Consider the following 15665-nt stretch of genomic DNA (forward strand, 5'->3'; position numbering starts at 1 on the left):
CCCTGGGGAGGAGCGCGTCAGCGCGTGCTGAAGCTCACGACCTTCGGCGGACGCACGATCGCGCGAACGATCTCGCGGTCGCCGAGCGACTTGAGCACGCGTGCGTCGGATCGCGCGAGCGCCTCGAGAGCCGGACCGTCGATGCGCGCGGGCACCTCGAGGGTCGCGCGCACCTTGCCGTCGATCTGGACGACCGCCGTCACCGACTCCTCCACGAGGAGCATCGGGTCGGCCTGACGCCACGTCACGAGTCCGACGAAGGGCTCGTAGCCGAGCACCTCCCACATCTCCTCGGCGGTGTGGGGCGCGAACAGGTCGAGCACCATGGCGACGACCTCGGCGGCCTCGCGCACGGCGGGGTCGGCCGGACCTGCGCCCGTGTCGATCGTCTTGCGCGTCGCGTTGACGAGCTCCATGAGGCGGGCGACGACAACGTTGAACTTCGTCTGCTCGACGAGAGCGGGGGCATCGGCCAGGAGGCGATGCGTCACGCGGCGCAGCGCCGGGTCACCGTCCTTCCATACGACGTCGGGGTCGCTCGTCACGTCGTGCGCGACGCGCAGCGCGCGTGCCAGGAACTTCGTGGCGCCCGTCGTCGAGACGTCGTCCCAGTCCTTGTCGTCCTCGACGGGGCCGGCGAACGCGAGCGCGACGCGCAGCGCGTCGGCGCCGTGCGCGTCGAGCTCCTCCTGGAAGAGCACGAGGTTGCCCTTGCTCTTGGACATCTTCGAGCCGCCGAGGATCACCATGCCCTGGTTGATGAGGCTCGAGAAGGGCTCGGTGAAGTCGACGAGGCCCATGTCGAACAGCGCCTTCGTGATGAAGCGCGCGTACAGCAGGTGCAGGATCGCGTGCTCGACGCCGCCGATGTAGAAGTCGACGGGGCCCCACTTGTCGGCCTCGCGCGACGAGAACGCCTCGCCGGCGTCCTTCGGCGAGAGGTAGCGCAGGAAGTACCACGAGCTGTCGACGAAGGTGTCCATCGTGTCGTGGTCGCGATGCATCGGCGCACCCGTGGCGGGATCGGTCGTGTTGACCCACTCGGTCGCGCCGCCCAGGGGCGACGTGCCCTTCGGCTTGAGGTCGAGGCCCTCGACCGACGGAAGCAGCACAGGGAGCTGCTCGTCGGGCACGGGGATGATCGTGCCGTCGTCGCCGTGCAGCATCGGGATCGGCGTGCCCCAGTAGCGCTGGCGCGAGATGAGCCAGTCGCGCAGGCGGAACGACTTCGACGCGTGGCCCTTGCCGGCCGCTTCGAGCTGCTCGATGACCCGCGCGATCGCGTTGCGCTTGGAGAGTCCGTCGAGAGAGCCGGAGTTGATCATGCGGCCCTCGCCCGTCAGGGCGATGCCGGTGCGGGCCGGGTCGAGGTCGTCCAGCGAGCCGTCGCCGGCACCCGGGTCGATCGGCACGCCGTCGTCGTCGACCTCGATGACGGGGATCGCGCCCGTGATGGGCGCCGTCGTGTCGACGACCACCTTGACGGGCAGGTCGAAGGCGCGCGCGAAGTCGAGGTCGCGCTGGTCGTGCGCGGGCACGGCCATGACCGCGCCGTGGCCGTAGTCGGCCAGCACGTAGTCGGCGGCCCACACGGGCAGCCGCTCGCCGTTGACCGGGTTGATCGCGTAGCGCTCGAGGAAGACGCCCGTCTTCGGGCGGTCGGTGCTCTGTCGCTCGATCTCGGACTCGCGCTGCACCCCTTCGAGGTACTTCTTGAAGCGGGCCTGCACGTCGGCGGACGAGCCGGCCGCGAGCTCGGCGGCGAGGTCGGAGTCGGGCGCCACGACGAAGAACGTCGCGCCGTGCAGCGTGTCAGGACGCGTCGAGAAGACCGTGACGGCGCCCTCGCGCCCCTCGATCTCGAAGTCGATGTCGGCGCCCACGGAGCGGCCGATCCAGTTGCGCTGCATCTGGATCACCTTCTGCGGCCAGAAGCCCTCGAGCTGGTTGAGGTCGTCGAGCAGGCGGTCGGCGTAGTCGGTGATGCGGAAGTACCACTGCGTCAGCTTCTTCTTGACGACCTCGGCGCCGCAGCGCTCGCAGTGCCCGTCGACGACCTGCTCGTTCGCGAGCACCGTCTGGTCGTTGGGGCACCAGTTGACCGGGCTCTCCTTGCGGTAGGCGAGGCCGCGCTCGTAGAGCTTCTGGAAAAGCCACTGGTTCCAGCGGTAGTACTCGGGGTCGCTCGTGTGGAGCACGCGCGACCAGTCGAACGAGACGCCGTAGTCCTTGAGGCTCTCGCGCTGCTGCGCGATGTTCTCGTACGTCCACGTCACCGGGTTGGCGCCGCGCTGGATCGCCGCGTTCTCGGCGGGGAGGCCGAACGAGTCCCATCCGATCGGGTTCAGGACGTTGTAGCCGCGGTGCCGCCACGAGCGCGCCACGATGTCGGAGTAGAGGTAGTTCTCCGCGTGGCCCATGTGCAGGTCGCCCGACGGATACGGGAACATCGCGAGCACGTACTTGCGGGGCCGCGTGTCGGTGTCGTCGCCAGCGCGGAACGGGTCGGCCTTCGCCCACCGGTCCTGCCATTTCGTCTGCACGGCGTGGGCGTCGTACCCTCCGCTGTCAGCGGCGGTGAGGGGTGCGGAGCTCTGTGACACGTCGTGATACCAATCGTGGAAAGGCCGGGAGGGCGCGCGAAACGCGCATTCCAGGTTACCCGACGGGCGTCATCACCAGCCGGAGGGAAGGCTCGCGCCCACCGCGGCGAGGGGTCCCCGCGCCTTGACGCCCACCTCGGCGACCTCTGCTGCGGCATCCGATCTCCAGGTGATCCCGCCGCCCGCGCCGACGTACGCGCCGCCCGGGTGCACGACGATCGAGCGGATGACCATGGCGAGGTCGAGCGCACCGTCGTCGCCCACCCAGCCGAAGCACCCGGCGAACACGCCCCGAGGGGCCGCCTCGAGGTCGTGCAGGATCGTCATCGCAGAGAGCTTGGGCGCGCCCGTCATGCTTCCCGCCGGGAAGGTCGCATCGAGGATGCCGCCCACGGTCTCTCCCTCGCGCAGCACGCCGGAGACCGTGCTGACGAGCTGGTGGACCGCGGGGTAGCTCTCGACGGCGAACAGACGGTCGACCGCGACCGTGCCGTCGTCGCACACGCGAGAGAGGTCGTTGCGCATGAGGTCGACGATCATGACGTTCTCCGCGCGCTCCTTCTCGCTCGCGACGAGCTCGGCGGCGAGGGCGGCGTCGGTGGCGGCATCCGCTCCCCGCGGGCGGGTGCCCTTGATGGGATGCGTCCGCACGACGCCGCCTTCGACCTCGAGGAAGAGCTCGGGGCTCGCGCTCACGAGCGCGACGCCGCCCGAGCGCACGATGCCGCCGTGGTGGGCGGCCGTGCGCGAGCGCAGGCGCCGGTGGGCGGCGACCGGGTCCACGTCGCCCTCGACCTCGAAGCGCGTCGTGAGGCAGAGCTGATACGCGTCGCCTTCGCGGATCGCGGCGCGGCACCGCTCGATGAGCGCGGCGTACTCGTCGGGCTCGTGACGCGGCACGACGCGGGCGTGGTCGGGCGTCGCCCGCAGAGGGGGAACGGGATGCCGCCCCCCATCCGTGACGGCGCGGACGACCTCGTCGAGTTCGGCCGCGGGCGCGAACACCCAGGCCTCGCGCGTCTCGTGGTCGAACGCGACGAAGCGGTCGACCCGCAGCCAGAGCTGCTGCGGGATGCCGGTGTCGGGGGTCGCCGTCGGCGCGTCGGCGCGCGCCGCGGCATCCTCGTAGCCGAGCCAGCCGATCCAGCCGCCGTGGAAGCGCCCCGGCGCGTGGGCGCGCGCCCGTCCCGGAGCGCATACGACGTCGCGCACGGCGGTCTCGTCGGCCTCGGGTGCCCCCGCGCCCATCCAGCTCCATCCCGTCGCGGCATCCGGCCCGGCGTCCAGCCAGAAGGCGTCGGCGAGCTCGGCGAAGCAGGCGAGGAAGACGGCCTCGGGGTCGGCCCATTCGCCCAGGCGCGCAACAGCGAGCGGATGGGTCATCTTCCCAGGCTATGGCCTGGCCTTGCGCTCTAGGCTCATGGCGTGAACGAGTTCCTCACGTGGATGCTCGACGCCGTCCAGAGCGTGGATCCCGTCGTGAGAACCCTCATCGCCGGGGTCGCGGTCATGCTCGAGACGAGCATCCTCGTCGGACTCGTGGTCCCGGGCGACACGATCGTGATCGTCGCGGGAACCGCTGTCGCCTCGCCCCTGGAAGGCCTCTTCCTCGGCATCGCGATCGTCGTCGGCGCCCTCATCGGCGAGAGCATCGGCTTCTGGCTGGGCCGGTTCCTCGGCCCCCGCATCCGCGCGTCGCGCCTCGGGCAGCGCCTGGGAGACGACAAGTGGGAGCGCTCCGAGCGGTATCTGCGCCGGCGCGGCGGCCCTGCGATCTTCATCTCGAGATTCCTGCCCGTGCTGCACTCGCTCGTGCCGCTGACGGTCGGCATGAGCGGCTACTCCTACCGCCGCTTCCTCGCATGGACGACGCCCGCGTGCATCGTGTGGGCGACGCTGTACATCTCGGTCTCGGCGGCAGCGGCGGGCACCTACCGGGAGCTCGCCGACCGGATCCACTACGCGGGCTACATCTTCGTGGCCGTCATCGTCCTGTTCCTCGTGCTCGTGTTCGTCGGCAAGAAGGTCATCGAGCGGCTCGAGCACCGTCACCTTCACGAGGCGGACACCCCCGCGGCACGACCCGTCGAAGAGGACATGGAAGACTGAGGGGATGCCCGCCACCGCCCCACCCCGTGCCAAGGTGTTGTGGCTCGCTCGCCTCGAGTACCGCTTCCACAGCTGGCGTGAACGTCGCGCGAGAGCGCGCCACCAGAAGCCGACCGTCACGCCGTTCCCCGGCTACGGCGGAGTCGATTGGGTGCGCGTGCTCGGCCGCGTGCTCATCGTGCCGCCCGTCAAGCCCATCGGAACGGGTGAGTATGCGACCGTTCGCGGCTGGCGCAGCTTCCTGTCGGTGCCCGTCGGGTTCGCCCAGGTCTCCGTCACGATCGCCGGAGTGACGCACGAAGTCGTCACCGACCGCGGCGGCGTGCTCGACACCGTGCTCCCCGCCCGGCTCGAACCCGGCTGGCAGACGTTCGAGATGTCGGTCGAGGGCGGCGAGCCCGTCGAGACGCGCGTCTTCATCGTCGGTCCCGACGTGCGGTTCGGCGTCGTCTCCGATGTCGACGACACCGTCATGGTGACGGCGCTCCCGCGCCCGCTCCTGGCGGCATGGAACTCGTTCGTCGTCGACGAGCACGCCCGTCAGCCCGTACCGGGCATGGCGGTGCTGCTCGAGCGCATCGCGCGCGACAACCCGGGCTCCCCCGTCGTCTATCTGTCGACGGGTGCGTGGAACATCGCACCCACGCTGATCCGGTTCCTGCGGCGGCATCTGTTCCCGCCCGGGTCGATCCTGCTCACCGACTGGGGTCCGACGCACGATCGCTGGTTCCGCAGCGGCATGGCGCACAAGCTCTCCAACCTCAACCGCCTCGCGCGCGAGTTCCCCCAGATCCGCTGGCTCCTCATCGGCGACGACGGGCAGCACGACGACAAGATCTACACGACGTTCACGCGCCGGCATCCCGGCAACGTCGTCGGCGTCGCGATCCGACGCCTGTCACCCGCCGAGGCGGTGCTCGCGGGTGGCCGCACCAACGTCGACGACCACTCCGCGGCATCCGTGCCGTGGGTCACCGAGTCCGACGGCGCGGGCTTGCTCGAGCGCCTCGAAGAGGTCGGCGTCCTCGAGTCCTGACGTCGGAGCCGCGCGTAGGCTGGCGGCATGTGCGGAAGATTCGTCGTCGCGAACGTCGGCTCCGAGCTCGTCGGCGTGCTGCGCGTCGACGTCGAGAGCGAAGACCTGCCAGAGCCGTCGTACAACATCGCCCCCACGTCGTCGGTCGCGATCGTGCTCGATTCGGCCAAGACCGAGCCGCCGACCAGGCGCCTGGAGTCGGCCCGCTGGGGCCTCGTGCCGGCGTGGGCGAAAGACGTCAAGATCGGCGCCCGCGCCTTCAACGCGAGGGCGGAGGAGCTCGAAGACAAGCCCATGTTCCGCAACGCGCTCGAGAAGCGCCGGGCCGTCGTGCCGGCCACCGGCTATTACGAGTGGAAGAAGGTCGGCGACGAGAAGATCCCGCACTACATCCACCCGGCCGACGGCGAGCCCCTGTTCTTCGCGGGGCTCTACGAGTGGTGGAAGGATGCCGGCAAGCCCGATGACGATCCCGACCGTTGGGTGCTGAGCTTCACGATCCTCACGCGCGACTCCATCGGCCGCCTCGGCTCGATCCATGACCGCATGCCGCTGTTCATCGACGCCGATCACGCCGACGCGTGGCTCGATCCGACGACCGACAACGTGCGCGATGTGCTCGACGCCGCGATCGACGCGGCGCCGGCGATCGCCGAGACCCTCGACGACCATGTCGTCGGCAAGGCTGTCGGCAACGTGCGCAACAACTCGCCGGAGCTCATCGAGCCGGTGGAGTGACAGCCGAGCCGAGAACGGCGGTCGGGCGCTCGCAGCAGCGCTGAAGCGGCGAGTCGACGCTAACTGGGCGAATCGACGATCTCGCTTGCGTGCACGCCGATCCAGGCCATGAGCGGCATCATGTGCTCCATCAGCTCGTCGCCGCGGGGTGTGAGCGCATACTCGACACGTGGCGGCACCTCGGGGTACGACGTCCGGGCGACGAAACCGTCGTTCTCGAGGGTGCGCAGCGTCGAGGCGAGCATCTTCTCGCTGATGCCCTCCACCGTGCGGCGAAGCTCTCCCCAGCGAATGGTGCCCTCGGTCAGCGCGATGAGCACGAGCACGCCCCATTTGCTCATCACGTGGTCGAGCACCTGCCGCGTCGGGCACGCCTGATCGAAGACCCCGGGAACCTCGGCCCGAATTTCCGCAAGACTTACCAGCACGTGGGTACCTTACCTCAAAGTGGGTACCATCCGTGCGGAATGTGTTCGATCGGTGCGGGCGTTGGCGTCGGGTGAGGGCGCACCAGCGCCTCCCGAAAGGAAACCCATGACCATCCTCGTGACCGCCGCCGGCGGACAATTCGGCCACCTCGCCATCGACGCGCTCCTGGACCGTGGCGTCCCGGCGCACGACATCGTGGCCGGCGCACGCACCCTCTCGAAGGCGGAGGATCTGGCGGAGCGAGGCATCCGTGTCGTCCCGCTGGACTATGACGCACCCGAGACGGTTGCGGCATCGCTCGAAGGCGTAGACGCCGTGCTGCTCGTCTCGGGCTCGGAGCCCGGAAAGCGTTACGAGGGGCACAAGGCGGTGATCGACGCGGCCAAGGAGGCGGGCGTCGCGAAGGTCGTCTACACGAGCCTCGCCCACGCCGATTCCGTCGACTTCGTCCTCGCGCCCGAGCACAAGTCGACCGAGGAGTACCTCGCGGCGAGCGGTGTTCCCGCGGTGGTCCTGCGCAACAACTGGTACATCGAGAACTACCTTCCCGACGCACTGCGCGCCGCCGACACCGGTGTGATCGCGGCCTCGGTCGGCGACGCGACGGTCGCCGCGGCCAGCCGTGCCGACTATGCGGAGGCGGCGGCCGTCGTGCTCACGGAAGACGGCCACCTCGGCCGTACCTACGAGCTGTCGGGCGACGTCGCGGTGTCGTACAGCGATCTGGCCGGAGCCGCCGGCGAGGTGCTCGGCCGCGACGTGGCGTACCTGGCCGTGTCACGCGAGCAGTTCGAGGCGGCACTCGCCGAGGCGGGTCTCGACGTCGGGACCATCGGATTCGTCGCCGAGATGGAGGCCGGCATCGCGCGTGGCGTCCTCTCCGACGCACACCCGACCCTCTCGCAGCTGCTCGGCCGCCCGACGACCCCTGTCGTCGACGGTCTGCGCACCGCCGTCGACGCCCGGCGAGTCCAGGCCTGACGCGCATGCTGGTCCCCACGGTCGTGATGACCGTGGGGACCGGCGGAGAGATCACAGGCGGTCCGCCTATCCTCGAGGGGTGACGACGCTCGCTCCCGTACGCCCTGAGCGCCCGCTCGGCGCGTTCGGCTGGCGCGAACGGGAGAGGGCGCACGAGGAGCGCGCCGACGCGCTCACGGCGGCGCATCGGACCCGCGCGGCGCGCGGGGAGCGGCATCCCGTCGAAGACTTCCTCTTCACGTACTACTCGTACAAGCCGGCGCTGCTGCGGCGGTGGCACCCTGGCGCCGGGGTGGAGCTCTCCGATGCGGCGACCGATCCGCGTGCCGACTGGCGCTGGTACGTCCCGGGCGCCTCCGCCGGCTCGCTCGTCGTCGATGCGGAGGGGTTCCGCGCGGAGAAGTCCCTGCTCGTCACGGGCGTCGCCAAGATCCTCCGTGCGACCGCAGGGCGCGCGGGATCGTTCGGCTGCTTCGGCCTGCATGAATGGGCCATGGTGTACCGGCAGGCCGAGCACCGGCATCCTGCTCCCCTCCGCCTCGGCCAGGGCGGGACGGATGCCGTCGTCGAGGCGCACGACCTCAAATGCACGCACTTCGACGCATTCCGCTTCTTCACCCCCGCCGCCGCGCCGCTGAACCGCGACACCCCGACGCGCGAGACGCAGGCCGCGCTCGAACAGCCTGGCTGCCTGCACGCCGGCATGGACCTCTACAAGTGGGCGATGAAGCTCGGCCCGCTCGTGCCGGGCGAGCTGCTCCTCGACGCATTCGAGCTCGCGCGCGACATCCGCATCCTCGACATGCAGGCCTCGCCGTACGACCTCGCCGACCTCGGCTATGCGCCCGTGCGCATCGAGACGGCCGAGGGCAAGGCCGAGTACGTGCGGCGGCAGCGCGAGTTCAGCGTCCGCGGGCAGGCTCTGCGACAGCGACTCCTCGCGGTCGTCTGAGCTCAGCCGGCCGGCGTGCAGTCGCCGCACGGATCGAGCCCACGTCCTTCCGCGGCGAGCTTCAGACGCAGCGCCGTGACGCGCGTCGCGGCGTCGTCGAGGCGCGCGGCGGGCACGGCACCTGATCCGACGGCGGCGACGATCCCGTCGACGATGCGAGGTGCGGTGTCGGCATTCGAGAACATGATGGTCAGCAAGAGGTCGTTGCCTGCCGCGAGCGCCGCGACCGCGTTGGCGACGGGGTCGCGATACTGCGGGTCACCGGATGCCTCGAGCATGCCGAGATCGTCGGTCACCGCGACTCCTTGGAAGCCGAGCTCGTCGCGTGCGATCCGGTGCCACTCCGCCGAGAGCGACGCGGGCGCCGCGTCGACAGCCGTGTAGGCCAGGTGGCCGAACATGAGCAGCTCGGCGCCCGCCTTGATGCCCGCGGCGAACGGCCGGGCGTCGGTCGCCTCCCAGTCGGCTTTCGAGAGGCCGGTGGTCGGGATCATCGTGTGCGAATCGCCTCCCGCGGCCCCGTGCCCCGGGAAGTGCTTGAGCGTCGTGAGCGCCTGCCCGCCTTCGCCCGCGACGGCAGCGGTCACGCGCGCGGCAGAGTCGTCCGGCGTCGTGCCGAGTGCCCGCCGGTAGATGAACATCGATGGGTCGGCCGTGACGTCGGCGACGACCCCGAAGTTGACCCCGATGCCCGCCCGCTGGACGAGCGCGCCCCTCCCCGCGAAGGCCTCGGCGGAGGCATCCGCGGGCTGCGTCTTGAGGGTGACCGACGAGGGGAAGTCGTCCCACGGGAGGCGCGAGACGTCGCCGCCCTCCTGGTCGACGGCGATCAGCGGCGGCAGCGCCGGGTCGATCGTCATGGCGGTCGTGAGGTCGTGCAACGCTCCTTCACTCCCCGGGATGTTCGCGCCCATGAGGATGAAGCCGCCGATCCCCGTGCGCTGCAGATAGTCCTTCAGCGCCGTCGGGTCGGTCGTCGGGATGTGTCCCATGACGACCGTGGCGGCCTTCTGCCGCACGTCCATGGCGCTCACGAGGGCGGCGGCCTGGGCCTGCGTGTCGGCGGGGGTCGCGGCGACGACGGTCACGACCGGGTCGCCGTCCGCGGTCGTCGCGGCGGCCGCCGACGGGCCGAGAGACACCACGAGGAGCGCCGCCCCCGCGACGGCGGCGATCGCACCGCGACGCGCTCTTCCCATCGTTCCAGCGTACGTCCGGCTCGGACGTCCAAGACCTAGTGGCGGGAGACGATGGCCGCGGCATCCGTCCCTGCGGGCAGCGCGCCGTACATGGCCGAACGATCCTCGCCGAGACGTGCCGCGATGAACGCCTCGGCGTCGACGGAGGGCGCGTGGCGGAGCATGAGCGACGCCTGGAACGCCAGCGCGAGGCTCTCCGTCAGGCGCCGCGCGTGGAGCGGAGCGGTGTCGGGCGCCGCAGCCACCTCGGCGAGGAGGCCGAGCGTGCGATCGGTGTGCGCGTCGAGCAGGATCGAAGCCCCACGCGTCGTGAACAGCTCGTCGGCGAAGGCATCGGCGGACTCGGGATCGCGGCGGAGCGCCCGGAGCACGTCGAGCGCGATCACGTTGCCGGAACCCTCCCAGATCGCCATGACGGGCTGCTCGCGGTAGCGGCGGGCGAGCGGGAACGACTCCGTGTAGCCGTTGCCGCCGAGGCATTCGAGCGCCTCATATGCGTGCTGCGGCCCGCGCTTGCAGACCTGGTACTTCGAGACGGGTGTCGCGAGGCGGCGGAGGGCGACATCGCGATCGGATGCCTCTGCCTCGAACAGCTGTGCAAGACGCAGACCCGTCAGCATCGCGGCCTCGGACTCGAGCGCGAGGTCGGCGAGGACGGCGGTCATCGCCGGCTGATCGACGAGCTTCGCGCCGAACGCCTCCCTCCCCCGGGCGTGCCACACGGCTTCGGCGACGGACTGCCGCATCCCGGCCGCCGTGCCCAGGACGCAGTCGAGTCGGGTGCGCTGCACCATCTCGATGATGGTCCGCACGCCGCGCCCGGGCTCGCCGACGAGCGTGGCGACGGTGCCGTCGAACTCGATCTCGGCCGATGCGTTGGAGCGGTTGCCGAGCTTGTCCTTGAGGCGCTGCACGCGGAAGACGTTGCGCACGCCGTGCGAGAGCATCCGCGGCACGAAGAGGCAGCTGAGCCCCTCCTCCGTCGCGCCGTCGCGCGTGTGCGCCAGCACGAGGAACCCGTCCGACATGGGCGCCGAGCAGAACCACTTGTGCCCGGTCACCTGATACGAGCGCCCGCCGAGATGAACGCCTACCGTCGTGCCGGCGCGCACGTCCGACCCGCCTTGCTTCTCGGTCATGGCCATGCCGATGAGGGCGCTGCGCTTCTCCTCGACCGGCAGCAGGCGCGGCTCGTACTCGCGCGAGTAGAGCTTGGGGAGCCACTCGTCGGCGACCCACGGCGAGTCCTGCAGCGATGCGACCGCCGCGTGCGTCATCGAGATCGGGCACGCGTGGCCGGGCTCGACCTGCGCGAACAGCATGAACGTCGCGGCTCGTGCGACGTGCGCTCCCGGCCGGGGATCGGCCCACGCCGACGTGTGGGCGCCCGCCGCCACCGCGGCGCCGATGATGCGGTGGTACGACGGGTCGTACTCGACCTCGTCGATGCGGTACCCCCACCGGTCGTGCCGGTGTTCGACGGGAGTGTGCGTATTGGCGAGGTCGGCGTCGCGCTGGAAGTCCAGGGCGCCCACGAGCGCACCCACGTCGTGGAGCGCGGAGTCCGCCCACCCGGCGCCGAAGGCGCCGACCGCGTTCCGGAGCGGCGCGTTCAGTTCGTACTCGTCGACGCCGACACGCCAGGGCGCCTGGTTCTCGACGTGGTGGGTCGCCGAGCCGATGACGCGCCGCCCGCGGGTGTACGAGGTCACGCCGGCTCGGCCTCCTGCATCGGCAGTGCCAGACGGTATTGCTCTTCGGTCGTGAGCGGGGCGTTCGTGACGATCTCGTGCATGAACCCGAGCTTGCGACGCACCGGCGCGCTGATGGTGAACGGGTACAGATCGCCGAAGCCCATCGCGCGGTTGATCCGGTTGAAGGCCTCCGACATCCACTCCCAGTCCGAGAGGAGCTGGGCGATCGGCTCGTCGCGGTACGAGCCGAGCGGGACGACGTCGATGTCGCGCAGGCTCGTGACGGTGGCATCCAGATGGATGCCGATGGCGGCGGCAGTCTGCAGGGTTCCCGTGATGTGGAGGTAGTGGGCCCAGGTCTCGGCGAAGTCCTCCCACGGATGCATCGTCGCGTATTCCGAGATGAAGGCCTCGTGCCAGTTGTCCGGTGCCCCCATCGAGTAGTGCCGCTTGATGGCGTCGCGATAGCTCGCCCGCTCGTCGCCGAACAGGTCGCGGCACCGCGCCCAGTCGCGGTCATCCTTCAGCAGGACGTTCTGGAAGTAGTGGCCCGTCTCGTGCCGGAGGTGGCCGAGCATCGTGCGGTACGGCTCCCCCAGCTTGATCCGCAGGGCCTCGCGCCGATCGTCGAGGCTCTCGGCGAGGTCGATCGTGACGATGCCGTTCGCGTGGCCGATCATGACCGGCCGGCCGAGCGAGATGCTCGACAGCAGGTCGAAACCGAGACCGCCGGGCTGCACGTCCCACGGGACGATCGGCACGCCCAGGTCACCCAGCTGCAGGAGGAGGCGGCGCTTGGCCTCTTCGGTCCTGGCGAGTTTCGAGAGGGCGATCGTGTCGTCGGGGTCGGGCCGGGTGCGGGTGAGCCGGCACGAGAAGCAGCGTCCGGCCGGAGCATCCTCCCAGACGAGCCAGTTGCACTCCCATCCGCGATTTGAGCACGTGTACCAGTTCTGGCCGTCGATGACGGCGCGGCCCTTGTTCACCGCGTAGAACTGGCGGGTGAGGATGTGGTAGCCGAGTTCGGCATCGCAGTTGGAGCAGACCAGCGCGTCGAGGTACAGGAAGTGCCGGCAGACCGGGCACCGGGGTTGCGAGATCACTCGATCACCGTACGCCCCGGCATGCCTCGCGGGGCCGTAGGGTCACTCGTGGCGCGCGACCTCGAGCCGCAGCAGCAGGTCGTCGCCGGGACGGGGCGTTCCGCGGCCGTCGGTGTTGTTCGTCAGGATCCACAGCGAGCCGTCCGGCGCGGCCACGACGTCGCGGAGCCTGCCCTGCTCGCCGACGAGGCTCGCGACGGGGTCTGCCGCGAGCTTCCCGTCGGCCGTGTCGACGGTCCAGAGCCGTTCGCCGCGCAGGCTCGCGAGGAACACGGTGTCGCCGACGGCCGCGATGCCGCTCGGGCTCGCGTCGTCGGTCGCCCACGTCGCGACGGGATCGATGTAGGCGTCGTCGTGCGCGACACCCTCGTGGGTCGGCCAGCCGTAATCACCGCCCGGCACGATGCGGTTGAGCTCGTCGAAGGTGTCCTGCCCGAACTCGCTCGCCCACATCGTGCCGTCGCCCGTCCACGCGATGCCCTGCACGTTGCGGTGACCGAGCGTGTAGACGGCCGTGCCGAAGGGGTTGCCCGGCGCCGGGTCGCCTTCCGGCGTGATCCGCAGGATCTTCCCGTTGAGGGATGCCTCGTCCTGCGCGGATGGGCGGATTCCGGCGTCGCCGGTCGTGACGTACAGATACCCGTCCGGCCCGAAGGCGAGGCGGCCGCCGTCGTGATTCGAGGCGCGCGCGATGCCGGTGAGGATCACCTCAGGCTCCCCCAGGCTGAGCGCCCCGGGATCGCCGAGGAGCGGCATCCGCACCACCCGATTGTCCTGGGATGCCCCGTGGTAGGCGTAGAGCCACCGCTCGCCTGCGTCGCTCCACACGGCGAGCCCGTGCAGGCCCGACTCGCCGCCCGAGACGACCCCCGCAACGGTGCCGACCGTCCGCAGTTCGCCGGTCGCGGTCAGCTCGAGCACCGTGCCGTCGCCGCGCTCGCTGATGAGCGCTCCCCCGCCGTCGAGAGGCACGACCGACCACGGTGCAGCAAGATCGGAGGCGAGCGTCGTCGGTGTGTCCGTCGGGCTCCACCATCCGGTGGTCGCTGCGGCGGTGGCACTGGGGGTTCCCGTGGTCGCCGTGGGAGGGATGCTCGCACTCGGCTCGGCGGCCGTGCACGCGGATGCCACGAGGCCCGCGGCGAGCATTGCACCCACGAAGCCGAGTCGCGCCGGGGCCCTCATGTGGCGGCGGCGGCCGCTTCCAGCGCGTCGATGTCGATGCGGCGCATGCCGAGCATCGCCTGCACGGCGCGGTGCGAGCGGTCGGGGTCGGGGTCGCGGATGAGCTCGATGAGCCGGTCGGGGATGATCTGCCACGACAGCCCCCACCGGTCCTTGAGCCAGCCGCACGGCTGCTCCTCGCCGCCTGCCGTGAGCGCGTCCCAGTACCGGTCGACCTCGGCCTGGCCGGTGCAGGACACGTAGAGCGAGACGGCCTCCGTGAACGGGAACTGGGGCCCTGCATCCATGGCGTAGTAATCGCGTCCGCCGAGCCGGAAGTGCGCGTGCATCACCTTGCCGCCCACGCCGGGGACCTCTTTCGGGTAGTGCCCGATCGACACGATCTCCGATCCGGGGATGAGGCCCGTGTAGAAGGTGATCGCGGCCTCGGCATCGTCGTCGAACCACAGGAAGGGCGTCACATCGCTCATACCCTCAGACTCCGTCAGCGCGGTGAGAGGCGCAAGAGCCGGTCGGCAGGAAGAGCGCCGAGTCAGGTCGCGGCGCCCGCGAGAGCGGACCGCGCCGCGGCTCGCCGATCCCAGTAGTCCGAGGCGAAGCGGTCGCACTCGGCGTACACGTCCCATCGTTCTCGGAGCTCACGGGTGCAGTCGTCGTCCCCCCGGGCCTCGTGGTCTGCGATCGCCTCGCGTCGCGCCAGCGGTCCCTCGAGCATCGCGGCGATGGTGTGCGCGGCGTCACGCGCCGACTCCACCGCACGGCGCACACCGCTGCCGGAGAGCGGGTCGACGTTCGCCGCCGCGTCTCCGACGGCGATCCACGGGCGATCGTCGCCGAGCGGGCGGCGGAGGCGCCCGCACGCGGCAGGACTCACCGTCGGGCGCGTGCGCGGTCGGCTCCCCCGCGTTCGTGCGGTCGTCGCGGCGGCACGAGCGAGCGCCGTCATCCAGATGTCGTCGTCGGCGAGCCGGTCACGACGGCAGAGGTCGACGTCGGTGAAGAGCATCCCGACCAGCCCGCCGCCCGGAACCGGCGCCGAGTACCACCATCCCTCCGGCACCGGCTCGATGAGGAGCGTGCCGTCCTCGTCCTCGTGCGCGAGCCCCGACCACCGCCCGCCGATCGCCACCTGCCGATCGAAGACCTCACGCCCCGCGCCGAGCGCGTGCGCGACGCGCGCACCGCGGCCCGTGGCATCCACGAGCACCCGCGATCTCACGATGCGTCCATCGGATGCCTGTGTCATCCACGAACCCTGCTCGAACGAGAAGCGCGTCGCGGGCCACGCCTCGAGGACCGCGACACCGGCATCGCTCGCGCGTCGCGAGAGCGTCGCATCGAAGACGGCTCTGTCGACGTGCCGTCCGTGGGCGGGGCCGATGTCGAGGTCGGTGGATGTCGCGTCCGCCCAGGTCGTCCGGACCGTGCGGAACGGCACGGAGGGCACCGCTTCGAAGACGTCGTGGATCCCGAGCGACGCCAGAAGCGGCTCGACCACAGGCGCGAGACTCTCGCCGACTCGGAGGTCGTCGAACCGCGTGCGTTCGAGCAGTGCGACGGAGCATCCGGATCCGGCGAGCCGGTGCGCGAGCACCGATCCCGCCGGTCCGCCCCCGACGATGGCGACATCGAACAC

Annotated in this window: 14 protein-coding genes; 5 read left to right on the forward strand and 9 right to left on the reverse strand. The window is 70.7% G+C overall.

The genetic code is table 11. The features are described 5' to 3' along the window. Window positions 1–17 precede the first annotated feature (17 nt). Window positions 18–2603: a leucine--tRNA ligase gene (gene leuS, locus ACH3VR_RS06335; protein WP_396639915.1), complete on the reverse strand. Its 2586-nt coding sequence runs from the start codon at window positions 2601–2603 to the stop codon at window positions 18–20. Window positions 2604–2675: 72 nt separating this feature from the next. Beyond that, the gene (locus ACH3VR_RS06340; RefSeq protein ID WP_396639916.1) at window positions 2676–3986 is read right to left on the reverse strand and encodes an anthranilate synthase component I family protein; all 1311 of its coding nucleotides are present in this window, start codon (window positions 3984–3986) and stop codon (window positions 2676–2678) included. 42 nt (window positions 3987–4028) lie between these two features. Here ACH3VR_RS06340 and ACH3VR_RS06345 point away from each other — a divergent pair, with 42 nt between their 5' ends. Genes ACH3VR_RS06345 through ACH3VR_RS06355 form a run of 3 tightly spaced genes read left to right on the forward strand, consistent with a single transcriptional unit; the run spans window position 4029 to window position 6486 of the window. Then, window positions 4029–4712, forward strand: coding sequence for a DedA family protein (locus ACH3VR_RS06345; RefSeq protein ID WP_396639917.1), 684 nt, complete (start codon window positions 4029–4031; stop codon window positions 4710–4712). Between the two features lie 4 nt (window positions 4713–4716). Further along, complete coding sequence (locus ACH3VR_RS06350; RefSeq protein ID WP_396639918.1) at window positions 4717–5748, forward strand: App1 family protein; 1032 nt, start codon at window positions 4717–4719, stop codon at window positions 5746–5748. Between the two features lie 27 nt (window positions 5749–5775). Then, entirely contained in the window at window positions 5776–6486 is a 711-nt protein-coding gene (locus ACH3VR_RS06355; RefSeq protein WP_396639919.1) for an SOS response-associated peptidase, read from the forward strand. A gap of 59 nt (window positions 6487–6545) precedes the next feature. Here ACH3VR_RS06355 and ACH3VR_RS06360 read toward each other — a convergent pair whose 3' ends face one another. Further along, window positions 6546–6914: a winged helix-turn-helix transcriptional regulator gene (locus ACH3VR_RS06360; RefSeq protein WP_396639920.1), complete on the reverse strand. Its 369-nt coding sequence runs from the start codon at window positions 6912–6914 to the stop codon at window positions 6546–6548. 106 nt (window positions 6915–7020) lie between these two features. Here ACH3VR_RS06360 and ACH3VR_RS06365 point away from each other — a divergent pair, with 106 nt between their 5' ends. Further along, entirely contained in the window at window positions 7021–7896 is an 876-nt protein-coding gene (locus ACH3VR_RS06365; RefSeq protein WP_396639921.1) for an SDR family oxidoreductase, read from the forward strand. A gap of 79 nt (window positions 7897–7975) precedes the next feature. Further along, a complete protein-coding gene (locus ACH3VR_RS06370) occupies window positions 7976–8848 on the forward strand; it encodes a 3-methyladenine DNA glycosylase (RefSeq protein WP_396639922.1) in 873 nt (290 codons plus the stop codon). Window positions 8849–8850: 2 nt separating this feature from the next. On the opposite strand, the gene ACH3VR_RS06375 is transcribed toward ACH3VR_RS06370, so the two are convergent. The 6 genes from ACH3VR_RS06375 to ACH3VR_RS06400 all read right to left on the reverse strand — a co-directional run bounded on the left by ACH3VR_RS06375 (window position 8851) and on the right by ACH3VR_RS06400 (window position 15665). Further along, a complete protein-coding gene (locus tag ACH3VR_RS06375) occupies window positions 8851–10047 on the reverse strand; it encodes a glycoside hydrolase family 3 N-terminal domain-containing protein (protein ID WP_396639923.1) in 1197 nt (398 codons plus the stop codon). 35 nt (window positions 10048–10082) lie between these two features. Then, a complete protein-coding gene (locus ACH3VR_RS06380; protein ID WP_396639924.1) occupies window positions 10083–11759 on the reverse strand; it encodes an acyl-CoA dehydrogenase family protein in 1677 nt (558 codons plus the stop codon). Then, a complete protein-coding gene (locus ACH3VR_RS06385) occupies window positions 11756–12844 on the reverse strand; it encodes a zinc-binding metallopeptidase family protein (RefSeq protein WP_396639925.1) in 1089 nt (362 codons plus the stop codon). Before ACH3VR_RS06385 ends, ACH3VR_RS06380 begins: the two co-directional genes overlap by 4 nt. 42 nt (window positions 12845–12886) lie before the next feature. Further along, on the reverse strand, window positions 12887–13993 hold the full coding sequence (locus ACH3VR_RS06390; RefSeq protein ID WP_396640451.1) for a PQQ-dependent sugar dehydrogenase: 1107 nt from the start codon (window positions 13991–13993) through the stop codon (window positions 12887–12889). Window positions 13994–14025: 32 nt separating this feature from the next. Further along, window positions 14026–14499: a VOC family protein gene (locus ACH3VR_RS06395; RefSeq protein ID WP_396639926.1), complete on the reverse strand. Its 474-nt coding sequence runs from the start codon at window positions 14497–14499 to the stop codon at window positions 14026–14028. A 62-nt stretch (window positions 14500–14561) separates the two neighbouring features. Further along, the gene (locus tag ACH3VR_RS06400) at window positions 14562–15665 is read right to left on the reverse strand and encodes an NAD(P)/FAD-dependent oxidoreductase (RefSeq protein WP_396639927.1); all 1104 of its coding nucleotides are present in this window, start codon (window positions 15663–15665) and stop codon (window positions 14562–14564) included.

Source organism: Microbacterium alkaliflavum (assembly GCF_044325405.1).
GTDB lineage: Bacteria > Actinomycetota > Actinomycetes > Actinomycetales > Microbacteriaceae > Microbacterium > Microbacterium alkaliflavum.

Bases quoted from the DNA above. Each gene is read 5' to 3' on its own strand.
- ACH3VR_RS06340 (WP_396639916.1), bottom strand. From the start codon at position 3,986: ATGACCCATCCGCTCGCTGTTGCGCGCCTGGGCGAATGGGCCGACCCC.
- ACH3VR_RS06395 (WP_396639926.1), bottom strand. From the start codon at position 14,499: ATGAGCGATGTGACGCCCTTCCTGTGGTTCGACGACGATGCCGAGGCC.
- ACH3VR_RS06350 (WP_396639918.1), top strand. From the start codon at position 4,717: ATGCCCGCCACCGCCCCACCCCGTGCCAAGGTGTTGTGGCTCGCTCGC.
- ACH3VR_RS06355 (WP_396639919.1), top strand. From the start codon at position 5,776: ATGTGCGGAAGATTCGTCGTCGCGAACGTCGGCTCCGAGCTCGTCGGC.
- ACH3VR_RS06375 (WP_396639923.1), bottom strand. From the start codon at position 10,047: ATGGGAAGAGCGCGTCGCGGTGCGATCGCCGCCGTCGCGGGGGCGGCG.
- ACH3VR_RS06390 (WP_396640451.1), bottom strand. From the start codon at position 13,993: ATGCTCGCCGCGGGCCTCGTGGCATCCGCGTGCACGGCCGCCGAGCCG.
- ACH3VR_RS06365 (WP_396639921.1), top strand. From the start codon at position 7,021: ATGACCATCCTCGTGACCGCCGCCGGCGGACAATTCGGCCACCTCGCC.